22 protein-coding genes are annotated in these 25,673 nt (G+C 27.1%); 21 read left to right on the forward strand and 1 reads right to left on the reverse strand.

Translation table 11 applies throughout. The features are described 5' to 3' along the window. Positions 1-7: 7 nt before the first annotated feature. A complete protein-coding gene (locus tag ACJJVK_RS08405; protein WP_405565098.1) occupies positions 8-1,099 on the reverse strand; it encodes a formylglycine-generating enzyme family protein in 1,092 nt (363 codons plus the stop codon). Between the two features lie 389 nt (positions 1,100-1,488). On the opposite strand from ACJJVK_RS08405, the gene ACJJVK_RS08410 reads away from it, so the two are divergent. The 21 genes from ACJJVK_RS08410 to ACJJVK_RS08510 all read left to right on the forward strand — a co-directional run bounded on the left by ACJJVK_RS08410 (position 1,489) and on the right by ACJJVK_RS08510 (position 25,673). Next, on the forward strand, positions 1,489-1,932 hold the full coding sequence (locus ACJJVK_RS08410) for a hypothetical protein (protein ID WP_405565100.1): 444 nt from the start codon (positions 1,489-1,491) through the stop codon (positions 1,930-1,932). An 84-nt stretch (positions 1,933-2,016) separates the two neighbouring features. Further along, positions 2,017-2,907: an aldose 1-epimerase gene (locus ACJJVK_RS08415; protein ID WP_405565102.1), complete on the forward strand. Its 891-nt coding sequence runs from the start codon at positions 2,017-2,019 to the stop codon at positions 2,905-2,907. A gap of 498 nt (positions 2,908-3,405) precedes the next feature. After that, entirely contained in the window at positions 3,406-4,725 is a 1,320-nt protein-coding gene (locus ACJJVK_RS08420; protein ID WP_405565105.1) for a hypothetical protein, read from the forward strand. Then, positions 4,722-5,996 carry an O-antigen ligase family protein gene (locus ACJJVK_RS08425; protein ID WP_405565107.1) on the forward strand — a complete coding sequence of 425 codons (1,275 nt, stop codon included), beginning with the start codon at positions 4,722-4,724 and terminating at the stop codon, positions 5,994-5,996. Before ACJJVK_RS08420 ends, ACJJVK_RS08425 begins: the two co-directional genes overlap by 4 nt. Beyond that, positions 5,993-7,069: a glycosyltransferase family 4 protein gene (locus tag ACJJVK_RS08430; protein ID WP_405565109.1), complete on the forward strand. Its 1,077-nt coding sequence runs from the start codon at positions 5,993-5,995 to the stop codon at positions 7,067-7,069. Before ACJJVK_RS08425 ends, ACJJVK_RS08430 begins: the two co-directional genes overlap by 4 nt. A 5-nt stretch (positions 7,070-7,074) precedes the next feature. Then, positions 7,075-8,328 carry a hypothetical protein gene (locus tag ACJJVK_RS08435; protein WP_405565110.1) on the forward strand — a complete coding sequence of 418 codons (1,254 nt, stop codon included), beginning with the start codon at positions 7,075-7,077 and terminating at the stop codon, positions 8,326-8,328. Then, the gene (locus ACJJVK_RS08440; protein WP_405565113.1) at positions 8,315-9,319 is read left to right on the forward strand and encodes a hypothetical protein; all 1,005 of its coding nucleotides are present in this window, start codon (positions 8,315-8,317) and stop codon (positions 9,317-9,319) included. The genes ACJJVK_RS08435 and ACJJVK_RS08440 overlap by 14 nt, the downstream gene beginning before the upstream one ends. Beyond that, the gene (locus ACJJVK_RS08445) at positions 9,312-10,544 is read left to right on the forward strand and encodes a glycosyltransferase (protein ID WP_405565116.1); all 1,233 of its coding nucleotides are present in this window, start codon (positions 9,312-9,314) and stop codon (positions 10,542-10,544) included. Before ACJJVK_RS08440 ends, ACJJVK_RS08445 begins: the two co-directional genes overlap by 8 nt. Beyond that, positions 10,541-11,743: a glycosyltransferase family 4 protein gene (locus tag ACJJVK_RS08450; RefSeq protein ID WP_405565119.1), complete on the forward strand. Its 1,203-nt coding sequence runs from the start codon at positions 10,541-10,543 to the stop codon at positions 11,741-11,743. The genes ACJJVK_RS08445 and ACJJVK_RS08450 overlap by 4 nt, the downstream gene beginning before the upstream one ends. After that, positions 11,721-12,443, forward strand: coding sequence for a WecB/TagA/CpsF family glycosyltransferase (locus tag ACJJVK_RS08455; RefSeq protein ID WP_405565121.1), 723 nt, complete (start codon positions 11,721-11,723; stop codon positions 12,441-12,443). The genes ACJJVK_RS08450 and ACJJVK_RS08455 overlap by 23 nt, the downstream gene beginning before the upstream one ends. Before the next feature lie 103 nt (positions 12,444-12,546). Next, positions 12,547-13,728 (forward strand): glycosyltransferase family 4 protein, encoded by a 1,182-nt coding sequence (locus tag ACJJVK_RS08460; RefSeq protein WP_405565122.1) that lies wholly within the window; start codon positions 12,547-12,549, stop codon positions 13,726-13,728. Between the two features lie 12 nt (positions 13,729-13,740). Next, entirely contained in the window at positions 13,741-14,526 is a 786-nt protein-coding gene (locus ACJJVK_RS08465) for a polysaccharide biosynthesis/export family protein (RefSeq protein ID WP_215993564.1), read from the forward strand. A 10-nt stretch (positions 14,527-14,536) separates the two neighbouring features. Then, positions 14,537-16,807, forward strand: a complete 2,271-nt coding sequence (locus ACJJVK_RS08470; RefSeq protein WP_405565125.1) for a polysaccharide biosynthesis tyrosine autokinase — start codon at positions 14,537-14,539, stop codon at positions 16,805-16,807. 363 nt (positions 16,808-17,170) lie between these two features. Further along, positions 17,171-17,998, forward strand: coding sequence for a prephenate dehydratase (locus tag ACJJVK_RS08475; RefSeq protein ID WP_405565127.1), 828 nt, complete (start codon positions 17,171-17,173; stop codon positions 17,996-17,998). Beyond that, on the forward strand, positions 17,995-19,137 hold the full coding sequence (locus ACJJVK_RS08480; RefSeq protein ID WP_405565129.1) for a pyridoxal phosphate-dependent aminotransferase: 1,143 nt from the start codon (positions 17,995-17,997) through the stop codon (positions 19,135-19,137). Before ACJJVK_RS08475 ends, ACJJVK_RS08480 begins: the two co-directional genes overlap by 4 nt. A gap of 3 nt (positions 19,138-19,140) precedes the next feature. Then, on the forward strand, positions 19,141-19,992 hold the full coding sequence (locus tag ACJJVK_RS08485; RefSeq protein WP_405565131.1) for a prephenate dehydrogenase: 852 nt from the start codon (positions 19,141-19,143) through the stop codon (positions 19,990-19,992). A gap of 20 nt (positions 19,993-20,012) precedes the next feature. Beyond that, positions 20,013-21,095: a bifunctional 3-deoxy-7-phosphoheptulonate synthase/chorismate mutase type II gene (locus ACJJVK_RS08490; protein WP_215993559.1), complete on the forward strand. Its 1,083-nt coding sequence runs from the start codon at positions 20,013-20,015 to the stop codon at positions 21,093-21,095. Positions 21,096-21,499: 404 nt separating this feature from the next. Continuing rightward, on the forward strand, positions 21,500-22,465 hold the full coding sequence (rsgA, locus tag ACJJVK_RS08495; protein WP_405565134.1) for a ribosome small subunit-dependent GTPase A: 966 nt from the start codon (positions 21,500-21,502) through the stop codon (positions 22,463-22,465). A gap of 3 nt (positions 22,466-22,468) precedes the next feature. After that, on the forward strand, positions 22,469-22,921 hold the full coding sequence (gene dtd / locus ACJJVK_RS08500; protein ID WP_405565136.1) for a D-aminoacyl-tRNA deacylase: 453 nt from the start codon (positions 22,469-22,471) through the stop codon (positions 22,919-22,921). A 111-nt stretch (positions 22,922-23,032) separates the two neighbouring features. Then, positions 23,033-23,671 carry a YceI family protein gene (locus tag ACJJVK_RS08505; protein ID WP_405565139.1) on the forward strand — a complete coding sequence of 213 codons (639 nt, stop codon included), beginning with the start codon at positions 23,033-23,035 and terminating at the stop codon, positions 23,669-23,671. Positions 23,672-23,756: 85 nt separating this feature from the next. Then, positions 23,757-25,673 (forward strand): DUF3857 domain-containing protein, encoded by a 1,917-nt coding sequence (locus tag ACJJVK_RS08510; protein ID WP_405565142.1) that lies wholly within the window; start codon positions 23,757-23,759, stop codon positions 25,671-25,673.

A 25,673-nucleotide genomic window follows, 5' to 3' on the forward strand; every position in this document is an offset into this window, starting at 1 on the left:
TTATAATTTATTTTGATGTTAACATTTCTGGGGTTGCAACAGTTCTAAAACCCATATGGTCTGAACCAGAATCTGTAGAAACCCCCATTTTTGCTGATATTCTAAAACTTGCACAATACGATTCGTGACATAAAAATGAACCACCTTTCATAACATGTTCTACTTGATAAGGATTACTGGGGCTGTAAGATTTTTTAGCTCCTGTTGGGTTTAAAAGCGGTTGAGAAATATCTAACTCTTTATAATGATTTACATTAAATAAATCGCTTGTTAATTCCCAAACATTACCTAACATATCATACAAACCAATACTATTTGGTGAGTAAGATTTGGTAGCAGAAATAAATTCAAAACCATCTTTAGATTCATTTTTTGTAGGAAAAACACCTTGCCAAGTATTTGCATTTGAATTTAAGATTGATGAATCATTACCCCAAGTATAAATAGTGTTTTCGTTGTTTCCTTGTGCAGCAGATTCCCACTCAGCTTCTGTAGGTAAACGTCTGTTTGCCCATTTACAATAAGCTAAAGCATCTTCTAAAGCAATATGTACAACAGGGTAATTGTCTTTACCTTCAATAGTAGAATTTGGTCCTGAAGGATGTTTCCAGTTAGCGCCAATTTTCCAAGTCCACCATTGTTGATAGTTGTTCATGTTTGCAACTGCGTTTATGTTTTTATTAAAAATTAAACTACCAGGCTGTAAAATAGAATCATGAGGTTTTGGGGTTCCTGGTGGTAATTGAACTTTCATTTCTTCCCAATCAATTTTACGCTCAGCAACTGTTATATAATCTGTTGCTTTTACAAAAGCAGTATATTGTTTATTGGTTACTTCATTTACATCAATATAAAAACCATCTACAGTAACTTTATGAGCAGGCTTTTCTCTTGGCATAGCATATTTATCAGAAGCTTTTGCGCCTCTTAAAAAAGTTTTGCTCTCTACCCAAATCATATTTTCTGGGGTTTTTATTTCTGATTCAACCTTGTTTTTTGAAGATTTTTTAGCTTCATTTTTGCAACTAGAAACTAATAAGGTCAATGAAATAAAAATAGTAGTTATATAGAAAAAGCTTTTTTTAGAGTATTGAATCATTTACGTATTTTTTTGATGTTATTTTGGCTGATAAAAGTAATAATTAATCTGGCTTTAACTCTTAAATACAAGCTCTTATTTTAGTTAAAAAAGGTTAAGAGAACATTTGTTTTATAGATAATTAATGATTTTTTTTAAGAACCTACTAGTTCAGAGCAGTATTTTGTTTAGGTTATTGTTCTTCTAAAGAATAGTTCAGATACCCTGAATACAAACAAATAATAACCTTTATAGAAAGGCTTTTAATGTTGGTGTTTTAAAGATTGTGATTACCATCTTTAGATAAAATTAATAATCAACAGTCGCTTTCTAGAGATACTATTCTGTCTGCCTTTAATCAGATAAAAAATAGAGAGGAATTATACATTCTGTAGTTGATAAAGTTTATTATGTTTTTCCAGAAAATATTTTTACTTTTAGATGAACTTAATTCTTTTTCTCAAAGATTAAGAGACAATATACAAGTAGATTTTTTTCATCACTTTAATAAAGATATTTTTAAAGATTTTCCTTTAATGTTAATCAATATTGTGAATTACGAAAAAAGTAACTTTACTATGTTCTCAAGAAAAACAACTAAAGGTATTTTAAAAAGATTTCAATTAACTTGTAGTCAGTGTGATATAACATCAGTAGTAATAGTGTCTTTTAAAAATAGAATGCCAGAAGAAGGTGAGGTTTATATTGTTTTAGATGATAATAATCATGAAAAAAATCAAGAAAAAAAAATAACTTTAGCAAATGATATTGGTGTTATTTCTGTGAATAATAATTTATTAAAACTAATAGTAAAATATGGTATAATCACAATTACTATGAACTTTAATGGGTAATAGATTAGCAGAAATGATATTGAATAAAGAATAAGTAAAAATTGAAAACCCTATTAGTTTAATCTTAATAAAATCTATTTAAAAGTGTTTAAAATCAATACCATTACAGAAAACGGAATGAGTTTTATAGAATTACAAAACTCAACAAGAACCACAACAGCAAAAATTTGCTTAGACCAAGGAGCAAGACTGCAAGAATTAAAATTTAACGATGTTTATTTAATAAAAGAACAACCAGATTTTGATTATGCTTCTTCTTATGCTTCCTCAATTTTATTTCCTTTTGCAAGTAGGGTTAAAGAGGGTAAGTATAAGTTTCTAGGACAAGAACTAGAGTTAGACTGTAATGATGCAGGTAAAAGTGCTTTACATGGTTTAGTTTATAATAAAAAATTTAATCTTTTTGAGCCAGAAGAACACAAAAAAACTTGTTTTGCAACTTTTAATTATTATGAAAAGGAGTTAAATAAAGGGTTTCCTTTTACTTACATTTTTTCAGTCACATACACACTTTTCGAAGATTATTTAAAAATAAATGTAACAGTTAAGAATACTGATGATAAAGCCTTTCCTTTTACTTTAGGTTGGCATCCATATTTTAATTGTAGCGATTTTGAAACTAGTTATTTATCGTTTAAAAGTGATAAAAAAGTTAAGTTCGATGAAAACTTAATAACTAAAGAAGTGTTTGATGAAAAAACACCAGAAACCTTTAAAATAGATACTAAACAAATAGATGATTGTTTTGTTTTAAATGATAACATTATTCAATTTACAACACCAGATTATAAAGTAGAAATGTCTCAAAGGTCTGCAAATAATTTTTTACAATTGTATAAGCCAAAAGATATACCAGTAATTGCAATAGAACCAACTACAGGCATTTCTAACTCTTTTAATAATAAAATAGGTTTACAAGTTTTAGAATCAGGTAGAACACACTCTATTAACTGGAGCTTAAAAATGATTAACTAAAAACAAAAAATATTTTAAGAAAAAGAAGGATGAATTGTGGTTTTATGTACGTTGTACAATTAATTTAATTGCAAGAGATGAAGTAACGTATTTGTTAAACTAAACTTCTAAAAAAACATTAAGAAAATAAAATAATGCAAGATACAAGTTTGTAAGATTATTATCATAATAGCAGACATTGTAGTTAAGATAATTAATATAAAACTCTCAGCATTGCAAATTATTTAAGGGAATTAGTAAAAGTTTAAGAAAAATTTATATATTTACTCTTTAATTACTAATTCCCCCAAATGAATTTTATATTTAGTAATATTCTTTCAATAACAATTTGTAAAAGCTTTTTTTTACAAACGCAATCTAATTTTATTTTATTATTAAAAAAGATGTCATTTTATAATGATACTAACTTTTTTACAAATAATTTAGAATTTTTGATGGATGATTTCTTTAGAACATCAACAAAGTTGCAATTTGAAAAATTACCTATTATAACTGAAAATGGAGGCATTTTTAGTTGTAAAGTCAGGTAATTTTATGAACATAAAACATTACTTAAAAAAGAACGTATTTGCGTCTGTTGGAAAAATCTTAACAGTATCATCTGTTACGTTGCTTTTATTACCAATAATTATCCAAAAAGTTGGGTTAGATTTATATGGTATTATAAGTCTTACACTTTTATTTAGTGGTGTTTCTAGTTTAATGGATCTAGGTTTGTCTCAAGCAATAGTTTTGTTAAGTGGTAATGATAAAATAACTTCAAATCAGGTAGTTACATCAGCAATTTATATAAATATAACAATTATAACTATTGTTAGTATTGGTTTTGTGTTTTTAAATTATTTAGGTGTAGATTTCTTAGGGAAAAATATAAATCTTAACGATTCAGAAAAATATTGGCTGTTAGTAACCAGTTTTCTAATTCTAGTTTTTATGCTTTTAAATAATATTTGTAAATCTATTTTAGAAGCAAATTATTTTATGCATATAGTAAACTTTAGTTTAGCTTTATTTACGCCAGTATTATATATAACTATTTATTCGTTAAGTTTTTTTACTGATAATGTTTCTGTTTATATTATAACGCCTTTATTTATAACTGTTTGTCTTTTTGTGTTTTATGTGTTTTTTATAAAAACAAAAACCAATGTTAAATTGGTAAAAGTAGATAAATCACATATAAAATTTGTTTTAAAATGCTCATTTCGTTTTTTAAACCTAGGTATAATTAACAGTGTAATAATGCCAGTAATGAGGTATTTATTTATTTTAATGGTTGCAGATGTTGGTTTATATGCAATTTTTGATCTTTCTTTTAAAGTTGCAATGTTGGCAAATAGTTTAATTGTATCATTATCAGTGCCAATGTTTGCTGTTTTTTCTAAAATGATAAAAGAAAAAGCTAAAGAAATGTCTAAAATAGCATTTAATATTTTTTATATTTCTTTAGTAGTTTACTTAGTTGTTTTAGCAGGTTATCATTTCTTTGGAGAAATAATTTTATCTTATTTACGCTTGTCTGTAAGTAATTTAGATGTGCTTTACGATCTTATATATGTATTATTAATATCTTTAGGTAGTGTAGCTGTAGTAGAGGTTTTTTACAGATATTTCTTAGGCGATAATCAATTACAAAAAGCATTTTTAATGAAGCTAACAGTACCAATAACCTCTGTTATTTTCTTTTTTATTTTAAGTGATGTAGAAATTATTTATAGATTTATTTATGCTTATGGTATCAGTTTAATTATAAATGCTTTGGTTATTTTTTGTGCATTTATAATAGAGAATTCAAAACAAAAACAAATAAGTGTATGATAGTTTTACTACTTGGTTTTTATGGTTTTGCTTTTCTGTTAGCCGCAAACAGACCAATGTCTTTTGTGTTGTTTTATATTTTGGCATCTACTAAGTTTTTAGGCTACATAGATCCTGCAACTTTTATTGTTGGCGGAATTGAAGTTGGTTATTTTGGTTTGAATTTGATGGCAATATTTGGTATATTTTTTAAGAAAAATTGGGTAGAACTTCCTAAAAATAGCATCACAATTATTATTCTAATAGCTGCCTTATTAATTTATGGAATTGCAAGGCCAATTATTAATGATTATTCCTCTGTAAAACAAGCAGTTATTGCAAGTAAAGATACTTGGTTTTACGCTATTTTTATTTACTTATTTGTCTATTATGATAATATAGATTTAAAACTTTTAATAAAATTTATAAAAGGTGTAAGTGTTTATTTTACAGTGAACTACTTGTTGTTATTTGTGTTTCCTGCTATTATTCCTCCTTTTTATGATGGTGGTTTTCATGTTAGAACTTTTTTTCCTACGTATATAAGTTTAGCTATTTTTCTCTATTTAATTGAAATTAAAATTGAAGAAGAGAAATCATATAAAAAATATGGTTTTACTGCTTTTCTTTTTTTAGGTTTAATTTTAGCAGAACATTCAGCATTAACTGTAATGACTTTGTTAGGTGCAATTTTATACTTGTTTGCATTTGGTGAAGATTTAAGATTTAAAAGAACAAAAATTGCAAAACTATTAAGCATTGGTGTTTTTTGCATTTCATTGGCATTAATTTTTATTAATGGTTTGTATGATGGTATTGTAGATAAAGTAAGAGCAGTAGTTTTTAGTGAAGATTTAGCATTAAGTACAAGAGATTTATATAACAAATTTAGATGGGATGCTATAAATGATCAGAAAACATTTGGCTATGGTTTTATACACCAATCCTCAAGTTTAATGAATCAATTTAAACTGAGTGGTACAAGTGCATTTATGGAACGTTTTACAGTAATAGATTCTGGTTATGTAGATTTATTAATAAAGTTTGGCTATTTAGGTACAGGAATAATGTTGGCAGTTTTAAACCGATTTTTTCTGTTTGGCTTTTTCAGAAAGTTCAGAAATCACATCACTTTAGCAATGTCTTTCTATTTAATTCAATACCTATTTGTAAATTATACGTGGTCTGTTTATACGTTTTCACATGGTATAATTCCTGGTGCAATTGCTATGTACATTATAATTATGTATCAAGATTTAAAGTTAGAAGATGATAAATTAGAATTGGTATGAGAAAAAATATCCTCTACATATTGTCATCTTACAACAGGTTTTCTGGCACTCCCAAAAAAACCTTCGATTTAATAGAGCATTCTAATAATAAAAGTTTCTTATATGTTTGGTCTACAGCCTATAGTAATGAATTTAAAGATGGTTTTAAAAACATAACAGAAAAGATTTTTGAAGGTAATTATGGTAGAAATTTACTAAATCACATAAAAAAGTTAATTAATATTATTGATGAAAATAATATAGAAATTATACAAACTCAATTCTTTTTTGGTGAACTTTTAGGCGGAATTTTAAAAGCCTTAAAGCCGAATATTAAACTAATTGTAACTTTTGAAGGTGCAATGTCTGCAGGTTTTATAAAAAGAAATATTCAAAAACTAATCTATAAAAAAGTAGATGCTTTTATATACATTTCTAAATATGTAAAAACAGAAAAAGAAAAAGTTTTTTCGCAATTAAAACAATCAGAAACACTTATAATTTATAATGGTACAGACAAATTAAAAGTAGATGAAACTTTGGCAATTAATAAAGAAAACAACTTTTCATTATTAAGCGTTTCTAGTTTAATCAATATAAAAAATATTGATGTTTTAATTGATATGATGCAGCTTTTATCAATTAATAAGCAACAAGATATTCATCTTTTTATTGCAGGTGATGGTGTTCATAAAAAAGAATTAGAAGCAAAAGTAAAAGCTCATAAAATTGAAAATAGAGTTCATTTTTTAGGAAGACAAAAAGCAATTGGCAACTTATTAGCAAAAGCTGATGTTTTAGTACACCCATGTTATATAGAAGGTTTTGGTTTATCTGTAGTAGAGGCAATGATGGCAGAAAAACCAGTAATCGTTTCTAATTCTGGAGCTCTACCAGAAATTGTAGAACATAAAAAAACAGGTTTTTTAGTAAACCCTTTTAAAGCTGAAGATTGGCAAAAAGCTATTTTAGAGTTGAAAAAGAATAAAGATTTAGCAAATAAAATAGCAAAAAATGCAAGAATAAAAGCAGAGCAAGATTTTTCAGTAAAAAACTTTGTGAATAATTATAATTTGTTTTATCAAAAATTATAAAATAAATGATACACACATTTTTAAAATATTTAACAAACAGAAATTTAAGCTATGTAATTACAAATGGCTATAAAGATTTGTTTACAAATTTGTCATCAGAAAGTGATGTAGATATTCTATTTACCAAGAGTAATTTTTTAAAGATAGAAACTATTATTAAAGACTTTTGTGATAAAGAAGACTTTAAGATTGTTCAAATTTATCATCAAGAAGTGTATGCCAAAAACATCTTTTTATATAGTAACAAAACACAAAAAATTCTTAATCTAGATATTTACGGAAAACTGCATAAAAATAACTACGAATACTTTACAGAAAATGAAATATTTAAAAATAGAAGTTTTTATAAAGAAATTTCAATTTTAGCAAAACATCAAGAGTTTTTTCATTATTTCTTAAAGAAGTTAACTAAGAAAGATTTATCAAATACCGTTTTCGAATATTTAAGAGAATTATATCTTCAAGATAAAATTAACTGTACTAAAACATTAGAATATCAACTTAAAAATACCAGTAAAAAAGTAGAAGATGCTTTTTTAAATAATGATTTAAAAATAATAATAGCCCATAGAAATCAAATTCTTAATGATGTAAAAAAAGGAAGTGTAACTGTTGGTTATAGGTTAAAAGATAAACTAAGAATTTTAAAAAGAATTTGTTATCCAACAGGTATTTCTATTGCTTTTTTAGGGCCAGATGGTTCTGGTAAAACTACAGTTATTAATGGTTTAACAAGTTCTTTTCTGCCATTTAGAAAAACAGATTATTTTCATTTAAAACCAGTATATACAAAGAATAAAGTTGGTGGAGTTACAACAGATCCACATAAATTTAAGCCATATAATAAATTAAAATCGTATAGTAAATTACTTTATTTTTTATATCAATATAATTCTGGTTGGCTTAAAAATATTATCCCGTTAAAAATAAAATCATCATTAATTATTTTTGATAGATATTTTGATGATTTAATAGCCGATAATAAAAGATATAGATATGGAGGTAAAAATTATATGGCGAAATTTTTTCGTCTTTTTATAAAAAAACCTTCTTTATATTTTGTTTTAGTAACAGATGCAAAAACCATTTATCAACGAAAACAAGAAGTAACTTTTACAGAGTTAGAAAGTCAGATTTTTAAGTACAGAAGTTTAGTTGATAATCAAAGATATTTTGAAATAGATGTAAATGAATCACCAAGTTTAATTGTTAAAAATGTTTCAAGAATTTTAATGACAAAGATGAATGAGAGGTATTAGTTTTTTTTCTGATGATACTTATTTGAGTATTCCTAACCGCAAAAATCCGAAGGTAATTTTAGCAGTTGGTAATAAAACTATGGCTAAAAATTCATTTAAAATTTACAATCCATTTTCATTAAAAGCAAAGTTATTTAAAAAATTAGTTCGTTTTTCTTTAATCAATTTTAATACAATTCTAACAACAATTTTTGATTTAGATAAAAACGAAAACTCTGAATTTATTAAGTTTTTAAATGATAAGTTTCAGATTAAATTTACAGCCTCAATTTACAATGCTACTTTAAAAGATAAAGTTGTAATTCAGCTACAATCAGAAGGTTTAATTTTTGGTTATGTAAAATACCCTATAGATAAATTAGGTTTAAAAAACATTAAAAACGAAATTAAAGCTATAGAAATTTTATCAGAAAAAGGAGTACTTAATTTACAAATGAAAAGCTTTGAGTTTAAAGGAACTCCGTTTTTTATATTGCCAGAATTACAAGGTAATATTGCAAATATTCCTGACAATGAAGTTTTAAAATTAGTAGAATCTTTTAAAAAAGAAGTGCGTTTAAAATTAAAAGAACAACCTAGAGTTTTAGAAATTAGAAACTATCTTAATGAACAAAATTTAATTTTAGAATTACAAATTTTAGAGAGTGTTGTTAAATCATCTACAGAATATTATTATGAAGTTTATGAGCATGGCGATTTTGCTCCTTGGAATATTGTAAAAACAAAAGAAGGTTTAGCTGCTTTCGATTTTGAATATTTTGCAGAAAAAGGTTTAGAATATTTAGATATAATAAAATACCATTTTCAAGTTGGTAGATTGTTAAAGGGTAAAAATGAAGAAGAATTATATCAACACATATCAGAGAAAATAAATATTAAAGAAATAAAAGAAATAGTGTCTTTGTTTCTTTTAAAAGAGATTATGAGCGCTTCTCAACAAAAGAAATCAGCAGATTTTGAAAAACAAATGTTAAACTTTATCAATGCCTAAAAAATTAAAAATATTAATTTCTTGTTATGCTTGTAGCCCTAAAAGAGGGTCAGAGCCAGGTATGGGTTGGAGTTTTGTTTTAGGATTAAGTAAGCAGCATGAAGTGCATGTAATTGTTGAAAAAGAAAAATGGCAAAAAGACATAGATGTTTATTTAGAACAGTATAAAAATGAGAATTTAAACTTCTATTTTATTCATAAAAAAAGGAATCGTTTATTACGTAAAATATGGCCACCTTCTTATTATTGGTTTTATAAAATTTGGCAAAAAGAGGCTTATAATTTAGCAAAGAAATTAGAAAATAAACATAATTTTAATGCAGTTCATCAATTAAATATGGTGGGTTATAGAGAGCCTGGGTTTTTATGGAAAATGGATAAACCATTTGTTTGGGGGCCAATAGGAGGTACAGAAAATATACCATGGAAATTGTTTTCTTTATTCAGTTTTTATGGTAAAATATTTTATGGTGGTAGAAATATCATTAACAGTTATCAAAGAAGTTTTTTTATAAGACCAAAGTTGGCAGCAAATCATAAAAAATCTAGTTTAATTGCAGCTACACCAGATATTAAAAAATCGATTAAGAAATTATGGAATAGTGATGCTGTTGTAATTCCAGAAGTTGGTGCAGTACAATTATCAGAAAATAATATTACGAAAAGAGATCATAACAAACCATTAAAAATTGTTTGGTCTGGGCAACACACATCTGGCAAAGCTTTACATCTTTTATTAAAAAGTTTAGTGCTATTAAATAAAGAAATTTCTTGGGAATTACACATTTTAGGAGTTGGAAAGGAAACCAAAACATGGCAACAATTATCTAAGAAATTAGATATAAATAAAAATTGTTTTTGGTATGGTTGGCTAGATAAAAGTGAAGCCCTACAAATAATGAAAAACGGGCATTGTTTAGCAATAACAAGTTTAAAAGATTTAACATCATCTGTAATTATAGAAGGTATTTCTTTAGGTTTACCTGTGGTTACTTTAGACCATTGTGGTTTTTCTTTTGTGGTTGATGATACTTGTGGAATTAAAATTCCTGTAGATAATCCAAATAACATTTACATCAACTTTAAAAATGCATTAGAAAACTTATATAAAAATGAGAGTTATAGAGTATCACTTTCAGAAGGAGCTTTAAAAAGAGCAAAAGATTTTTCTTGGGATAGTAAAATTGATCAGTTAAATGAAGTTTATCAAAAATTGGTAGTATGAAAATTTTAATGATACATAACAAATATGGTAAACACAGTGGAGAAGAATCTGTGGTTTATGCTCAAATAAAATTATTAGAAGAAAATGGGCATAAAGTTGTAACTTATTTTAGAAGTAGCGAAGAATTAGAAACCATGCCTTTAGGTAAAGCAAAAGCTTTTTTCTTAGGATTAAAAAATAGCAAAGCCATAGCAGATATTAAGCAAATAATTAAAGATGAAAAGCCAGATTTAGCTCATGTTCATAATTTATATCCAATTATTTCTCCTGCTATTTTACCAGTAATAAAAAAAATGGGAGTGCCAATTGTAATGACAATTCATAATTATAGATTGCTTTGCCCAAATGGATTATTCTTTACAAAAGGAGCAGTTTGCGAAAAATGTACAGGCTCTAAAAGAGAATTGAATAGTATTATAAATAATTGTGAAGGATCTATATTAAAAAGTTCAGGTTACGCTTTGCGTAATTTATGGTCTAGAATTACAAAAAAATACGAGAATTATATAGATAGTTATTTGTGTTTAACTTCTTTTCAAAAAGAAAAGTTGGTGCAAAATGGTTTTGAAGAAAGTAAATGTTTAGTGATTCCTAATTTTTTTAATAAGAAATTAGAAGATAAAAATTACGATATTTCTGATAAAAACTATATAGCATTTGCTGGTAGAATTAGCCCAGAAAAAGGGTTGCCAATTTTATTAGCAGCAGCTAAAAAATTACCCAAAATATCATTTCATTTAGCAGGTTTAATGAGACCTGGTTATAGACAAGAATTAGAAATACCTAAAAATGTAGTTTTAAGAGGTATGTTAAATGCAGATGAAATGAAAACTTTTTATGAAAAAGCGAAAATATTAGTACATACAAGTATTTGTTACGAAGGTTTTCCTATGGTTTTTCCAGAAGCAATGGCTTATAAATTGCCAATTATAGCACCAGATTTAGCTGGCTATCCAGAAATTGTAGAACACAATTACAATGGATTGCTATTTAAACCACAAAATAGTAATGATTTAGCAGATAAGATAGTATCTATTTGGACTGATAAAGAAAAATTAGAAGTTTTTGGTAAAAACGGATTTCAAAAAGTTAATAAAAATTATAGTAAACAATTTTATTTTGATATATTATTAGAAGCATATCAAAAAAATATAATAACCCCCAATTATAAAAATTATGAACCTATTAAAAATTATTGATAATCACATTTTTTCTGATGATTTAAGTACTATAAATTTAAATAAAAAAACCATAATCAATACTATAAACCCGCATTCTTATTGTGTTTCTAAAACAGATTTGTATTTTCAGAAAGCACTATTAAATAGCGATATTTTATTACCTGATGGTTCTGGAATTGTTTTAGCAGCCAAGTTTTTGAGAAAAAAAAATATAAAAAAAATTGCGGGCGCAGATATTCATCAATATTTATTAGAAGATGCAAACAAGTATAAAAAAAGTGTTTTTTATTTAGGTGCTGCACCTAAAACATTACAATTAATACAAGCAAGAATAGCAAAAGAATACCCCAATATAAAAGTAAATAGCTACTCACCACCTTACAAACCAGAGTTTTCTAAATCAGATACAAATAAAATGATTGAAGAAGTAAATCGCTTTAATCCAGATGTTTTATTTGTAGGGATGACAGCTCCTAAACAAGAAAAATGGGTAACAACAAACAAAGACAATTTAAATGCTACTATTACAGTATCTATAGGTGCAGTTTTTGATTTTTATGCAGGTACTGTAAAAAGGTCAAGTTCTTTTTGGGTAAATTTAGGTTTAGAGTGGTTACCAAGACTTTTAAGAGAGCCAAAAAGGTTATGGAGAAGAAATTTTGTGTCTACACCTATGTTTTTATGGTACTTATTTAGATCAAAGTATATAAGTTTTTGAAAAAAAAATTAAACTATGTTAAAAATTATTGTATATTTATAATGTAGTAAAGAAGCTTTAGTAGTTTTTTTATAGAAATAGTATTAATAATTCCCCCATTATTATGAGTTTATCATTCCACACAGTAAGTGTAAGTTTAGATTTTGGTTTTTTCTGGCCAGCAATTGTTTTTTTCTTATCAATTTTTTTGTCATACCTATGTTATCCTATAATTATTAGGGTCTCTAAAGCTAAAAGGTTAATGGCAAAACCCAATCACAGAAGTGTTCATCGTTTTAAAACTCCAAATTTAGGAGGTATTGGTATTTTTTTAGCCATAAATTTAATTATTACTTTATTAGGTAATTATTTTGAAGATAGCACACTGTTAAGTCTTTTAGGTTCTATTACCATTTTATTTTTTACAGGTTTAATAGACGATTTAGTAGGTGTTAAACCAAAAAGTAAATTATTATTACAAGTAATAGCAGCTACAGCAGTGATTTTAATTTCAGATTTAAGAATCACTGATTTACAAGGGCTTATGGGTATAGGTGAGTTGTCATATGTTGTTTCTACTTTATTAACAATTTTCTTTTTTGTATTACTTATTAATGCTTACAATTTAATAGATGGTGTAGATGGTTTAGCAGGTATGTTTGCAATAACAGTAACTGTATTTTTTGGTTTTTTCTATTATGTGAATGGTAATAATTCTATGTTCTTTTTAAGTATTTGTATTGTTGGTTCATTAATATCTTTTTTAATTTTTAATTTTTCAAAAAAAGAAAAAGTTTTTATGGGTGATACAGGTTCTTTGGTTATTGGTTTTCTATTGGCATACCAAGCAGTAAATTTTTTAACAGTAGATTTTAACCCTAATTTTTTAATTCAAAATACAAAGTCTCCAGTTTTTATTTTAGCATTATTTAGTTTTCCTATTTTAGATACAAGTCGTGTGTTTTTATTGAGAATAATGAAAAAGAAAAGTCCGTTTTCTGCAGATAAAAGTCACATACATCATGTTTTTTTAAATTACGGATTAAAACATTGGCAAATTTCAGTTTTATCTACTTTTTTTACTTCAACATTGGTTTTAATTGTATTTCTTTTTAATGACTTAACCATTAATAAGCAAACAACTTTCTTATTAGCTATGTGGGGTTTAACAGTTCTTGTTGTAAATAATTATAGTTTAATTAGTAAATTAAAAAATATTTCTAATCAAGATGTCACTGAAGGTGCTGATTCTGAGGATGCTCAAGTACATAAAGGTAAAACTATAGCTCTAAGAGATTTGGCTTAAAAACTAAAAATCATGAAATTATTCTCTTATAAAAAGATTTTTTATTTTCTGATATTTTTTACAACTGTTCTAAGTATTACTTCTTGTGCTACTAAAAAAAGTGTATTATATTTTCAGGATGCAGAAAATATTAATTTAAGAAAACTAAATTATTCAAATTCTAAAATTCAAACAGACGATATCATTAATATAAAAGTTACAGCTTTAAATGAAGAGTCTGTAGCACCTTATAATATAGAAAATGGCTTATCTCCAAGTACTAGTTTTATAGAAATTTTAAAATTACAAGGTTATTTAGTATCAAAAGAAGGAGATATTGTTTTTCCTATTATTGGTAAAATTAATGTAGTAGATAAAACCACATCAGAATTAGAAAATTATATAAAAACTATTTTAATTGATGGTAACCATGTTATTGATCCTACAGTAAGTGTAAGGTTGTTAAATTCTAAATTTACTATTTTAGGAGAAGTTAATAAAGCAGGTACTTATACTATTACAGAAAATAATATTACATTATTACAAGCCATAGGTTATGCAGGAGATTTAACAATAAATGGCTCTAGAAAAGATGTTTTAATTATTAGAAGTATAGATGGTCTTCAAAAAACAAAAAAAATAGATTTAACAAAAACAGATTGGTTTAATAGCGAGTTTTATTTTATTAAACAAAACGATGTAATTGTTATAAACCCAAATTCTAATAAAATTAAAAGTTCTGGGTTTTTAGGTAGTGCAGGTGCTTTAATGTCTGCTATATCTTTAGTTTTAACCTCTATTTTAATAGTAATTAATTAGCAAAATTACTATGAAAAAAGAGATGCCTTTTTTTCAGCCCAAAAAGAAAGAAACCTTTAATTTAAAACAAGAGGTTTTACGTTATACAAAACATTGGAAATGGTTTTTAATTTCTGTTGTAATTCTATTGTTTTTTGCCTTTTTCTCAATTAAGAAAAGTCCGGTAGTTTATGAAACATCAGCAAGAATTAAAATTTTAAATCAACAGGTAAATAATATTGAATTGCCTGGTAATTTAAACTCACTATTTGAAGAGGCTAAAGTAAATTTAGAAAACGAAATTGAGATCATTAAATCTTATCGAATTTTAGAAAAAGTTTCTGCAAGTTTAGATTTGAATGTTAGGTATTATCATATAACAGCATCCAGACTTATTCAGGTTTGGGATATACCCTTAAAAGCTTATCCAATAAATAATTTTACACCTTTACCAACAAGTGGAGAGTATATAGTTCAAGTTTTAGAAAACGGATATATAATTAAAGATTCTAATAGTAAAGAATGGAAAGTATCTGGGCATACAATGAATGCAGCATTAAAAGACTTGCCTTTTTTACTAAAAATAGATGCTCTTAGAAATACATCAGAATTAATAAATAAGAAAATAAAAATTCGGTTTTTTACAACAAGAGAAGCTACTTTGCGTTTGTTTTCTGGTTTAAATATAGAGCATATAGGTAAGAGTAGTGAAATACTTAAAATTGCTTTAAGAAATGAAAGTAGTGCAAAATCAGAAGCAATTTTAAATGAAATTATTGCACAATTTAATCAAGATGGTTTAACAGATAGAAAACTTATTTTTCAAAGAACAATTGATTTTGTTGATGAAAGATTTGAATTTTTAACCAAAGAATTAGATTCTATAGAAAATAAGAAAAAACAGTTTAAACAAAAGAATAAATTAACAGATATAGTTATGGATACTGAACATAACTTATCAGACAAATCAAATTCTAACACAGAAAAAGTAAATTTAGAAACTCAGTTAGAGATAGCAAGAATTTTAAGAAAAACACTTACAAATAAAAACAATTCAGAATTATTACCTGTAGATATTGGTTTAGGTATTGCTGGTGTAAATGATCAAATTACTTTATTTAACAAAAAATTGTTAGAATATAATAAGCTAAAAATAAGTGGAGGAGAAAATAATCCTTTAGTTAAAAATTTAAATAAAGATATTAATCAACTAAAGAATAATATTTTTACATCTGTTGTAGCTTATCAAAAAAAGTCAGAAACAGCGCTTAAGAATATTAAAATAGTTGATAGAAAAAATAAAGGCTTTTTTACTGCTTTACCAACTAAAGAAAAAATATTAAGAGAAATAGAAAGAGAGCAGTCTATTAAAGAAAATTTATTCATTTTTTTATTACAAAGAAGAGAAGAAGCAGCTATAAATTTGGTAATCACTGCACCAACATTAAAAGTAGTAGATTATGCAATAACTAATTTAATTCCGGTTTCAGAAAGCCCAAAAATGGTTTATCTAAAAGCATTTATTGCAGGTTTGGTTATCCCTTTTATAATATTTTACCTTATTTTCTTTTTAGATACAAGAATACAAACCAGAGAAGATTTAATTGCAAATATTACAACAAGTCAAGTAATTGGTGCAATACCATTTTCCGAAGATAAAAAGCTCTTTAGTGGTAAAGATGATAATTCTATTTTAGCAGAAGGTTTTAGAATGTTAAGAACTAATATTGGTTATGTTCTTAAAAATCAACCAGAAAAAGAGCTTGCAAACGTAATTATGGTAACTTCTACAAAAGAAGGAGAAGGAAAAACTTTTTGTGCCATTAACCTAGCTATTTCATACGCTGTTTTAAATAAAAAAGTATTGTTATTAGATACTAATTTTAGAAAACCAGAAATTCAGAACTATTTAAAAAGTGAAAGAAATTCTAATAAAGGTTTATCAGATTATTTACAAGGAGATTTTAAAAACTTTAAAGATTTAATATCATCATTTAGAATAGGAAAAACAGTTTTAGATATTCTAACTACAGGAGAAATTCCTAATGCACCAGCAGAATTGTTAGCCAATGAAAAACTAGAAGAATTAATAAATTCTGTAAAAGATAAATACGATTATATCATTTTAGACACCACACCAACTTCTGTAGTTACAGATACGCTTTTAATTTCAGAAATGGCAGATCTAACTATTTATGTTGCTAAATCTAATTTTACCAATAAAAAAACAATTGCTTTTGCAGAAGAATTAGTTGGTACAAATAAATTAAATAATGTAAGTTATATTTTAAATGCAGTGTAAAGCTATGATTTTTAACTTGTAATTTTTTAAAAAATATAAAATGATAAAGCATTAAAATTTATAGAATTTTAGGTTATTTAAAGAATACCTTGTAAAATATTTAAAATAAATTTGCAATTTCATTTTATTTCATAAAAATTTTGAAACTTTACTAATAATATTTGTGTATCTGAATTTAATCTTTAGATTTGCTATTCAAAACAAAGAGAACCAATGTTAAATAACAACTATACTCGTTTCTTCTTTTACTTTTATTTTTACAATAAGAGCAGAGACTTTGTATGTTGTTAAGAAACATATATAATATATAAAGTCTCGAATTTAATTCGAGACTTTTTTTTTGATATAATTTTACCAAATAAGTTGAACAAAACAATCGCAATACAAGGAGCAGAAGGCTCAAACCACCATAAAGTTGCTCGCGACTTTTACGGAACCGAAATTAAATTAAAAGAATGTATGTCTTTTGATGTTTTGGTAGACAGTTTGTTAGATAAATCTGCAGATTTAGGTGTAATGGCTCTAGAGAATACTATTGCAGGTTCTATAATACCTAATTACGCTTTAATAGATAAGCATAATTTACACATTACAAATGAAGAATATTTAAGTATTCATCATCATTTAATGGCATTAAAAGGGCAAAATATAGCAGATATTAAAGAAGTTTGGTCTCATCCAATGGCATTATTGCAATGTAAAGATTTCTTTAAAAAGCATCCACATATTAAGTTGGTAGAAGATGTAGATACTGCAGAAGTTGCCAAAAGAATATCCAAAGAAAATTTAGTTGGTATTGCTGCAATTGCACCAAAAATAGCCGCAGAAATTTTTGATTTAGATGTTTTAGAAGATGAAATACAGACTATAAAAGACAATTCAACAAGATTTGTAATTGTACAAACTGAAAAACCAGAAAACGGAGTTGATCAAATAAATAAAGCGTCATTAAAATTTCAATTAAATCATAAAAGAGGGAGTTTAGCAGCAATATTAAATGTGTTGAGTGATTGTAAAATGAATTTAACTAAAATCCAATCTTTACCTGTTATTGAAACTCCTTGGAAATATTCGTTTTTTGTTGATATAACTTTTGATGAATATAAAGATTACAAAAAAGCAGAAGCAATTATAGAAATAATGGCTGAAGAATTTAAAATATTAGGAACCTATAAAAACGGTAGAAAATGATTAAAGCTGCCAAAAGATTAGACACAGTTCAAGAATACTATTTCTCTAAAAAATTAAGAGAAGTTAGAGGCTTAGTTGCTGCAGGAAAACCAATTATCAATATGGGAATTGGATCTCCAGATTTGCAACCACCAACAAAAGTTTTAGAAGCAATTTCTAATAGTTTAGGAGATGCAAACGCACATAAATATCAATCTTATCAAGGTTTACCAGAATTAAGAAATGCAATTTCAAGTTTTTATAGAAACAAGTTTTCTGTAGATACAAATCCAGAGAATGAGATTTTACCTTTAATGGGAAGCAAAGAAGGAATTATGCATATTTCTATGGCCTTCTTAAATGAAGGAGATAAAGTATTAATTCCTAATCCTGGTTATCCAACGTATACATCAGTAACAAAATTAGTAGGTGCAGAACCTCTTTTTTATAATTTAAGTGATGCTACAAATTGGCAGCCAAATTTTGATGCATTAGAAAATGAAGATTTATCAGATGTAAAAATTATGTGGATAAATTACCCACACATGCCAACAGGTACAGACGCAACATTAGAAACGTTTGAAAAATTAGTGGCTTTTGGTAAAAAGCATAATATTTTAATTATTAATGACAATCCTTATAGTTTTATTTTAAACGATAATCCTATCAGTATTTTACAAGTAGAAGGTGCAAAAGACATTGCTTTAGAATTAAACTCTTTAAGTAAAACTTTTAATATGGCTGGCTGGAGAGTGGGTATGTTATTAGGTAATTCAGCTTTAATAAACGAAGTTTTAAAAGTAAAATCTAATATGGATTCTGGTATGTTTTACGGAATTCAAAAAGGAGCTATAGAAGCACTTCATTTATCTGATAGTTGGTTTGAAGAGCAAAACAAAATTTATGAAGAACGCAGAAAGTTAATTTGGCAATTAGCAGATAAATTAAATGCAACTTACAGTAAAAATGCAACAGGTTTATTTGTTTGGGCAAAAATACCAGAAGGTAAAAAATCAGAAGAAGTTACAGATTCAGTATTATATGATAATGATATTTTCATAACTCCAGGTACTATTTTTGGTTCTCAAGGAGAAGGTTATATTCGATTTTCATTATGTGTAACCACAGATGTAATTAAAGAAGCAATATCAAGATTATAAGTTATGAAAAATATATACATGATTGGTATTGGTTTAATTGGTGGTAGTTTTGCTATCGATATTAAAAACCACAATCCAGAAGCTGTCATTCACGGAATTAGTAGAAAAGACGAAACCCTAAATAAAGCATTAGAATTAAATTTAATTGAAAAAAAAGCAACCTTAGATGATTTAGAAAATGCAGACTTGGTAATTGTATCAATTCCTGTAGATGCTACTGTAAAATTACTGCCAACAATTTTAGATAAAATATCAGATAATGGTTTGGTTGTAGATGCAGGTTCAACAAAAGAAGCAATTTGTAAAGTGGTTGAACATCATCCAAAAAGACGTAATTTTTTAGCAGCACATCCAATTGCTGGTACAGAAAACTCTGGGCCATCAGCAGCCATTTCTGGCTTATATAAAGGGAAAACGAACATTATTTGCGAAGTAGAAAAAACAACTTTTAAGCTTCAAGAAAAAGCTCTAGATCTTTTTAGAGCCATTGGAATGCGTATTCGTTATATGGATCCTGTTTCGCATGACAAGCATATTGCGTATGTTTCGCACTTATCTCACATCAGCGCATTTATGTTAGGTAAAACAGTAATCAATAAAGAAAAAAACGAACGCGATATTTTTGATATGGCAGGTTCAGGTTTTGCATCAACAGTACGTTTGGCAAAAAGTTCGCCAGCAATGTGGACTCCAATTTTTGAACAGAATAAAGAAAACGTAATAGAAACATTAGAAGAGTACATCAGCAATTTGCAAAATTTTAAAGAGTTGATGCAACAAGATAATTTCTCCGAAATTTTTAACGAAATGGAGAATACAAATTATATAAAACAAATTTTAAACGGCATAAAATAAAAGCCAAAACAAGTAGAAAGATGAAGAATACAAAAGAATTAAGAACATGGTTGGACGATATGAAATTAGATCATCCACTAGTAATAGCAGGGCCTTGTAGTGCAGAAACCGAAGAACAGGTTTTAAAAATTGCACACGAATTAAAAGATTCTGATGTAAATTATTATAGAGCAGGTATTTGGAAACCAAGAACAAGACCAGGAAATTTTGAAGGTGTTGGTGCATTAGGTTTAGGATGGTTAAAGAAAGTAAAAGAAGAAACAGGTATGAAAACCTGTACAGAAGTTGCAAATGCAGCACATTGTAAATTAGCAATCGAGAACGATGTAGATTTACTTTGGATAGGAGCTCGTTCTACAGTATCTCCTTTTATTATGCAAGAAATTGCAGACGCTTTACAAGGTACAGATAAAATTGTATTAGTAAAAAACCCAGTAAATCCAGATTTAGCTTTATGGTTAGGTGGTATAGAAAGATTATATACTGCAGGAATCAAAAATTTAGGAGCAATTCACAGAGGGTTTTCAACTTACGACAAGTCTAAATACAGAAACAATCCAAATTGGCAATTAGCTATAGAATTCCAAAACAAATTTCCAGATTTACCATTAATTTGTGATCCTTCACATATTACAGGTAACAGAGAAATGATTCAAGATGTTTCTCAAGTTGCTTTAGATTTAAATTTCGACGGTTTAATGATCGAAACTCATTTCGATCCTGATAATGCTTGGTCTGATGCAGCACAACAAGTAACTCCAACAAAATTGAAATCAATTATGGAAGAGTTAAAAATTAAGAAAACTACAGAAACTGCAACAAGTTACAGAGAACCTTTAGAAAGTTTAAGAGCTCAAATTAATGTAGTAGATGATCAATTAATTGAGTTGTTAGGTAAAAGAATGAATGTTGCAGATCAAATTGGTGCTTTAAAGAAAGACCAAAATGTAGCTGTTTTACAATCTAGACGTTGGAACGAGATTCTTGGAAACATGGTTTTAGAAGGAACTAGCAAAGGTTTAAGTGAAGAATTTGTTTTAAAAATGTTTAAAGCAATTCACCAAGAATCTATCAATCATCAAGAAAAGATTATTAACGGATAATTTTTGAGCGTTACCCAAGGGTCAGGCTTTCGTTACTCGCTTTTTTGTAAAAAACAAAAAGAGCTCAAACAGGCCACTCAATCCTTAACGCAAAGAGCTAACTCCAAAAGTAAGTTCTTTAAAAATTATCTTATAGATATTAAAAGACTCTTCAGGTTTTCAAAATCTGAAGGGTCTTTTTTATACTCATAACTCTAATTTCTATGTTTCTATGTTGTCAGAAATATCTTTTTTACACGTATATAGAAAAACATCGACACTTAGATTAAAATTTCTTTTTCAGAAATTTTATATCAAGAAGTTTATGATTAAAACGAAATATTCTCAATACAATTTTCTCATAAATCAAAAATCACTCGAACCTACATTCTAATGTTTGCATAAAATTCTGCATCTTTGTATTAATGACAGGAATCGTATACAAATCCACAGGAAGTTGGTATCAAGTAAAATCTGAAGAAGGTATCTTTTATCAATGCAGAATAAAAGGAAAATTCAGAATAAAAGGTATCAAAAGTACCAATCCAATTGCTGTTGGAGACAAAGTAGTTTTCGATTTAGAAAAAAAAGGAGATGAAGAAACAGGTGTCATCAAAAAAATCTTAGAACGTGAAAATTTTATAGTACGTAAATCTGTAAATCTATCTAAGCAAACACATATTATTGCAGCAAATTTAGATTTGGTTTTTCTATTAATTACTATAGATAATCCACCAACATTTACCGCATTTATAGATCGTTTTTTAGTAACCACAAGAGCTTATAGAATAGATACAGTTTTGGTGTTTAACAAAATAGATTCTTATGCAATAGAAGAACGAGCAGAAATTTTATACTTAAAAGATATTTACGAAGCTATTGGTTACAGATGTGTTGAGGTTTCTGCAACCAAGAATAAAAATGTAGATAAAATTAAAGAAATGATGATTGGCAAAACATCTATGTTTGTTGGTCATTCTGGCGTTGGTAAAACTACTTTGGTAAATACTATAGAAACTACTTTAGATTTAAAAACCAAAGAAATTTCTGATCAGCATAAGCAAGGACAACATACAACCACCTTTGCAGAAATGTTCGATTTAAGTTTCGATGCTAGAATTATAGACACCCCAGGTATTAAAGGTTTTGGAGTTGTAGATATGGATAAATACGAATTAGGCGATTATTTTCCAGAATTTTTCGAGCTAAAACAATATTGTAAATTCAATGATTGTTTGCATTTAAAAGAACCACAATGTGCAGTAAAAGCAGCTTTAGAAGACGAAGAAATTTCTTGGTCTAGATACAGAAGTTATCTTCAAATTTTAGAAGGTGAAGAAGAAACAGAACACTACAGAACAGATGTTTGGGACGAAGAAGATAATGAATAGACTATGAAAATTGTTATTCAAAGAGTTTCTGAAGCAAGTGTAACCATTAATCAAGTTAAAGTTGCAGATATTAAAAAAGGATTGTTAATTCTTTTAGGTATTGTAAATGAAGATACACAAGAAGATATCAATTGGTTAGTGCGTAAAATTGCAAATCTTCGCATTTTTAATGATGAAAATGGTGTAATGAATAACTCTCTTTTAGATATTGATGGGGAAGTAATTGTTGTCAGTCAGTTTACATTACAAGCATCCACAAAAAAAGGAAACAGACCCAGTTATATTAAAGCAGCAAAACCAGAGGTAGCTATTCCTTTGTATGAAGGTTTTGTAACATCATTACAAAAAGAAATTAAAACGGAAGTACAAACAGGTAAGTTTGGCGCAGATATGAAAGTTGAGTTATTAAATGATGGGCCAGTAACCATAATCATCGATTCTAAAAATAAAGAGTAACTTAACGTTTGTTAATTTTGTATTAAAAAACAGTAAAATATATTCCAAGGAAAATAAAATAACATATATTTGCCATGGAAAATAAATAACCAATATTAAAATTTATAAAAAATGAAAAAATTAGTTTTATCATTAGCAGTTGTAGCATCAGTTTTAACAGCTTGTAAAAGCGAAAAAAAAGAAAAAGTAGCTACTAACGAAGCTGTAAAAGTAGAAGTAAATGTTTCTGAATTAAATAATGTAGATACTGCTATATCAGTATTAACTTGGAAAGGAACAAAACCAGGTGGAGCACATGATGGAACTGTAGCTTTAAAAAGTGGAGGTTTGTTATTAGAAGAAGGTACTTTAAAAGGTGGTGAATTTGTAGTAGATTTAACTACAATTACAAACTCAGATATGAAAGGTAGTGGAGGTGCTGCAAAGTTAGAAGGTCACTTAAAAAATGCAGACTTTTTTGATGTAGAAACTTACCCAACATCAACATTTGTAATTACTAATGTAGAGCCTAAAGAGGGTAAATTACATGTAACAGGTAATTTACAAATTAAAGATGTAACTAAAAGTATAACAATACCTGCAACTGTTTCTACAGAAGATGGTGTTACTACTTTTAAAAGCGAAACATTTAATATAAACAGAGCAGATTTTAATGTAAAATATGGTTCTAAATCTTTCTTCGATAATTTAAAAGATAAGTTTATAGATGATATGATGGAATTATCTTTTGAAGTAAAAACAAAGGCATAAATTTTATTATCATTAAAATTATTTAAACCCAAAACTTTTAGTTTTGGGTTTTCTTTTTTAAATTGCATTGCTATTTAAAAAATTTATGATAAAAGATAAATACCCCAACTCACTACTAGCAGTATTATTTTTACTTACTTTAAATACGTTCTCACAGATTAGTGAGTTAACTGCATTTACAATTCCTATAGAATTAAAAGAAGATGCAAATGCTGTTGTTAGAAACAACATTACAGAGATTACTATAGAAGATGTAAATAGAATGGTTGTTTCCCAAAAAATGGTAGTAACTGTACTAAATAAACTTGGTAATTCAGACGCTGGTATTTACGAGAGTTATGATAATGATACCAAAATAACCAACCTCACAGCTATTATTTACGACGCTTTTGGCAACGAAATTAAAAAGTTTAAAGAAAGAGATTTTATAGATGTAAGTGCAGTTGATGGTGGTACTTTGTATTCTGATGCTAGAGTTAAATATATAGATTATACTCCAATTTCTTATCCTTATACATTAGTTTTTGAATCAGAATACAGAACGTCTACAACTGGTTTTATTCCTTGGTGGAGTCCAGTAAATGGTTATTATGTATCAGTAGAAAAAAGTAGTTATACTTTAAAAAATCCGAAAGCTATTCCTTGGCGAATTAAAGAAACCAACTTTACAGATTATAATATTGAAAAAAATGAATCTGATACTGAATTAAATTATTCCTTAGCAAAGAAAACTGCTTTAGAATACGAAAATCAAAGTCCTGCTTACAGAGATATTTTACCAATAGTTAAAGTTGCTTTAAACAAGTTTAGTTTAAAAGGAGTTTATGGTGAGGCTACAAATTGGAAAGAGTTTGGTAAATGGATGCACGAATCGCTTTTAGTAGGTAGAGATGTTATTGATGATGCTACTAAATATAAATTATTAGGTTTAGTAAAAGATGCCAAAACAGATGTAGAAAAAACAAAAATTGTATATGAATTTATGCAAAATAAAACCAGATATATCAGTGTACAAGTTGGTATTGGTGGTTGGGAACCTATTGCTGCAAATCAAGTAGATCAAGTTGGTTATGGAGATTGTAAAGGGTTATCTAACTACACAAAAGCTTTGCTAGATGTTGTTGGTGTTACTTCTTATTATACTGTAGTTTATGCAAAAGAAAGAAGAAATTTAGACAAAGATTTTTCATCCATTCAAGGAAATCACGTTATCTTAAATGTACCTAATAATGGTAATGATATTTGGTTAGAATGTACAAGCCAGACCATGCCTTTTGGCTTTTTAGGCGATTTTACAGATGATAGAGATGTATTAGTGGTTACTCCAGAAGGCGGAATTATTAAAAGAACGGCTTCTTATACAGACGAAGTAAACCTACAAACAATTAAAGGAGAAATAGAATTAACAGCTCAAGGAGATGTAAAAGCTACTTTAAAAAGAACATCCAAAGGGATTCAATATGATGATAAATTTTACTTTGAAAACTTTACTGATGAAGAATTAATTAAAAATTACAAAGCGAATGTTTGGAGTTATAATAACAATTTAGAGGTAGACTCTTTTCAATTAAATAACGATAAAGAAAATGTGGTTTTTACAGAAAACTTGGGGCTTTCTATAAAAAGTTTTGCATCAGTAAACGAAACAGAATATCTTTTTCGAGTAAATATATTTAACAAAGAAAGTTACATCCCAAAAAGGTATAGAAAAAGAAATTTACCCTTAAAAATTAGCAGAGGTTATAAAGATGTAGATGAATATACTATTAAAATTCCTGATTCTTATAAATTAGAATATATACCAGAAAACAAAGAATTATCTACCAAGTTTGGTACTTATAAAATAAGCTTTCATAAAATAGATGAATCTACTTTTTCTTACAAAAAAGAAATTTTGATGAAAGAAGGTGTGCATCCAAAAGAAGATTACAAAGCTTATAGAAGTTTTAGAAGAAGTATTGCAAAATCAGAAAATTTAAGAATAGCACTTATTAAAAAGTAA

This window comes from Polaribacter sp. Asnod6-C07, assembly GCF_045063625.1.
GTDB classification, from domain to species: domain Bacteria; phylum Bacteroidota; class Bacteroidia; order Flavobacteriales; family Flavobacteriaceae; genus Polaribacter; species Polaribacter vadi_A.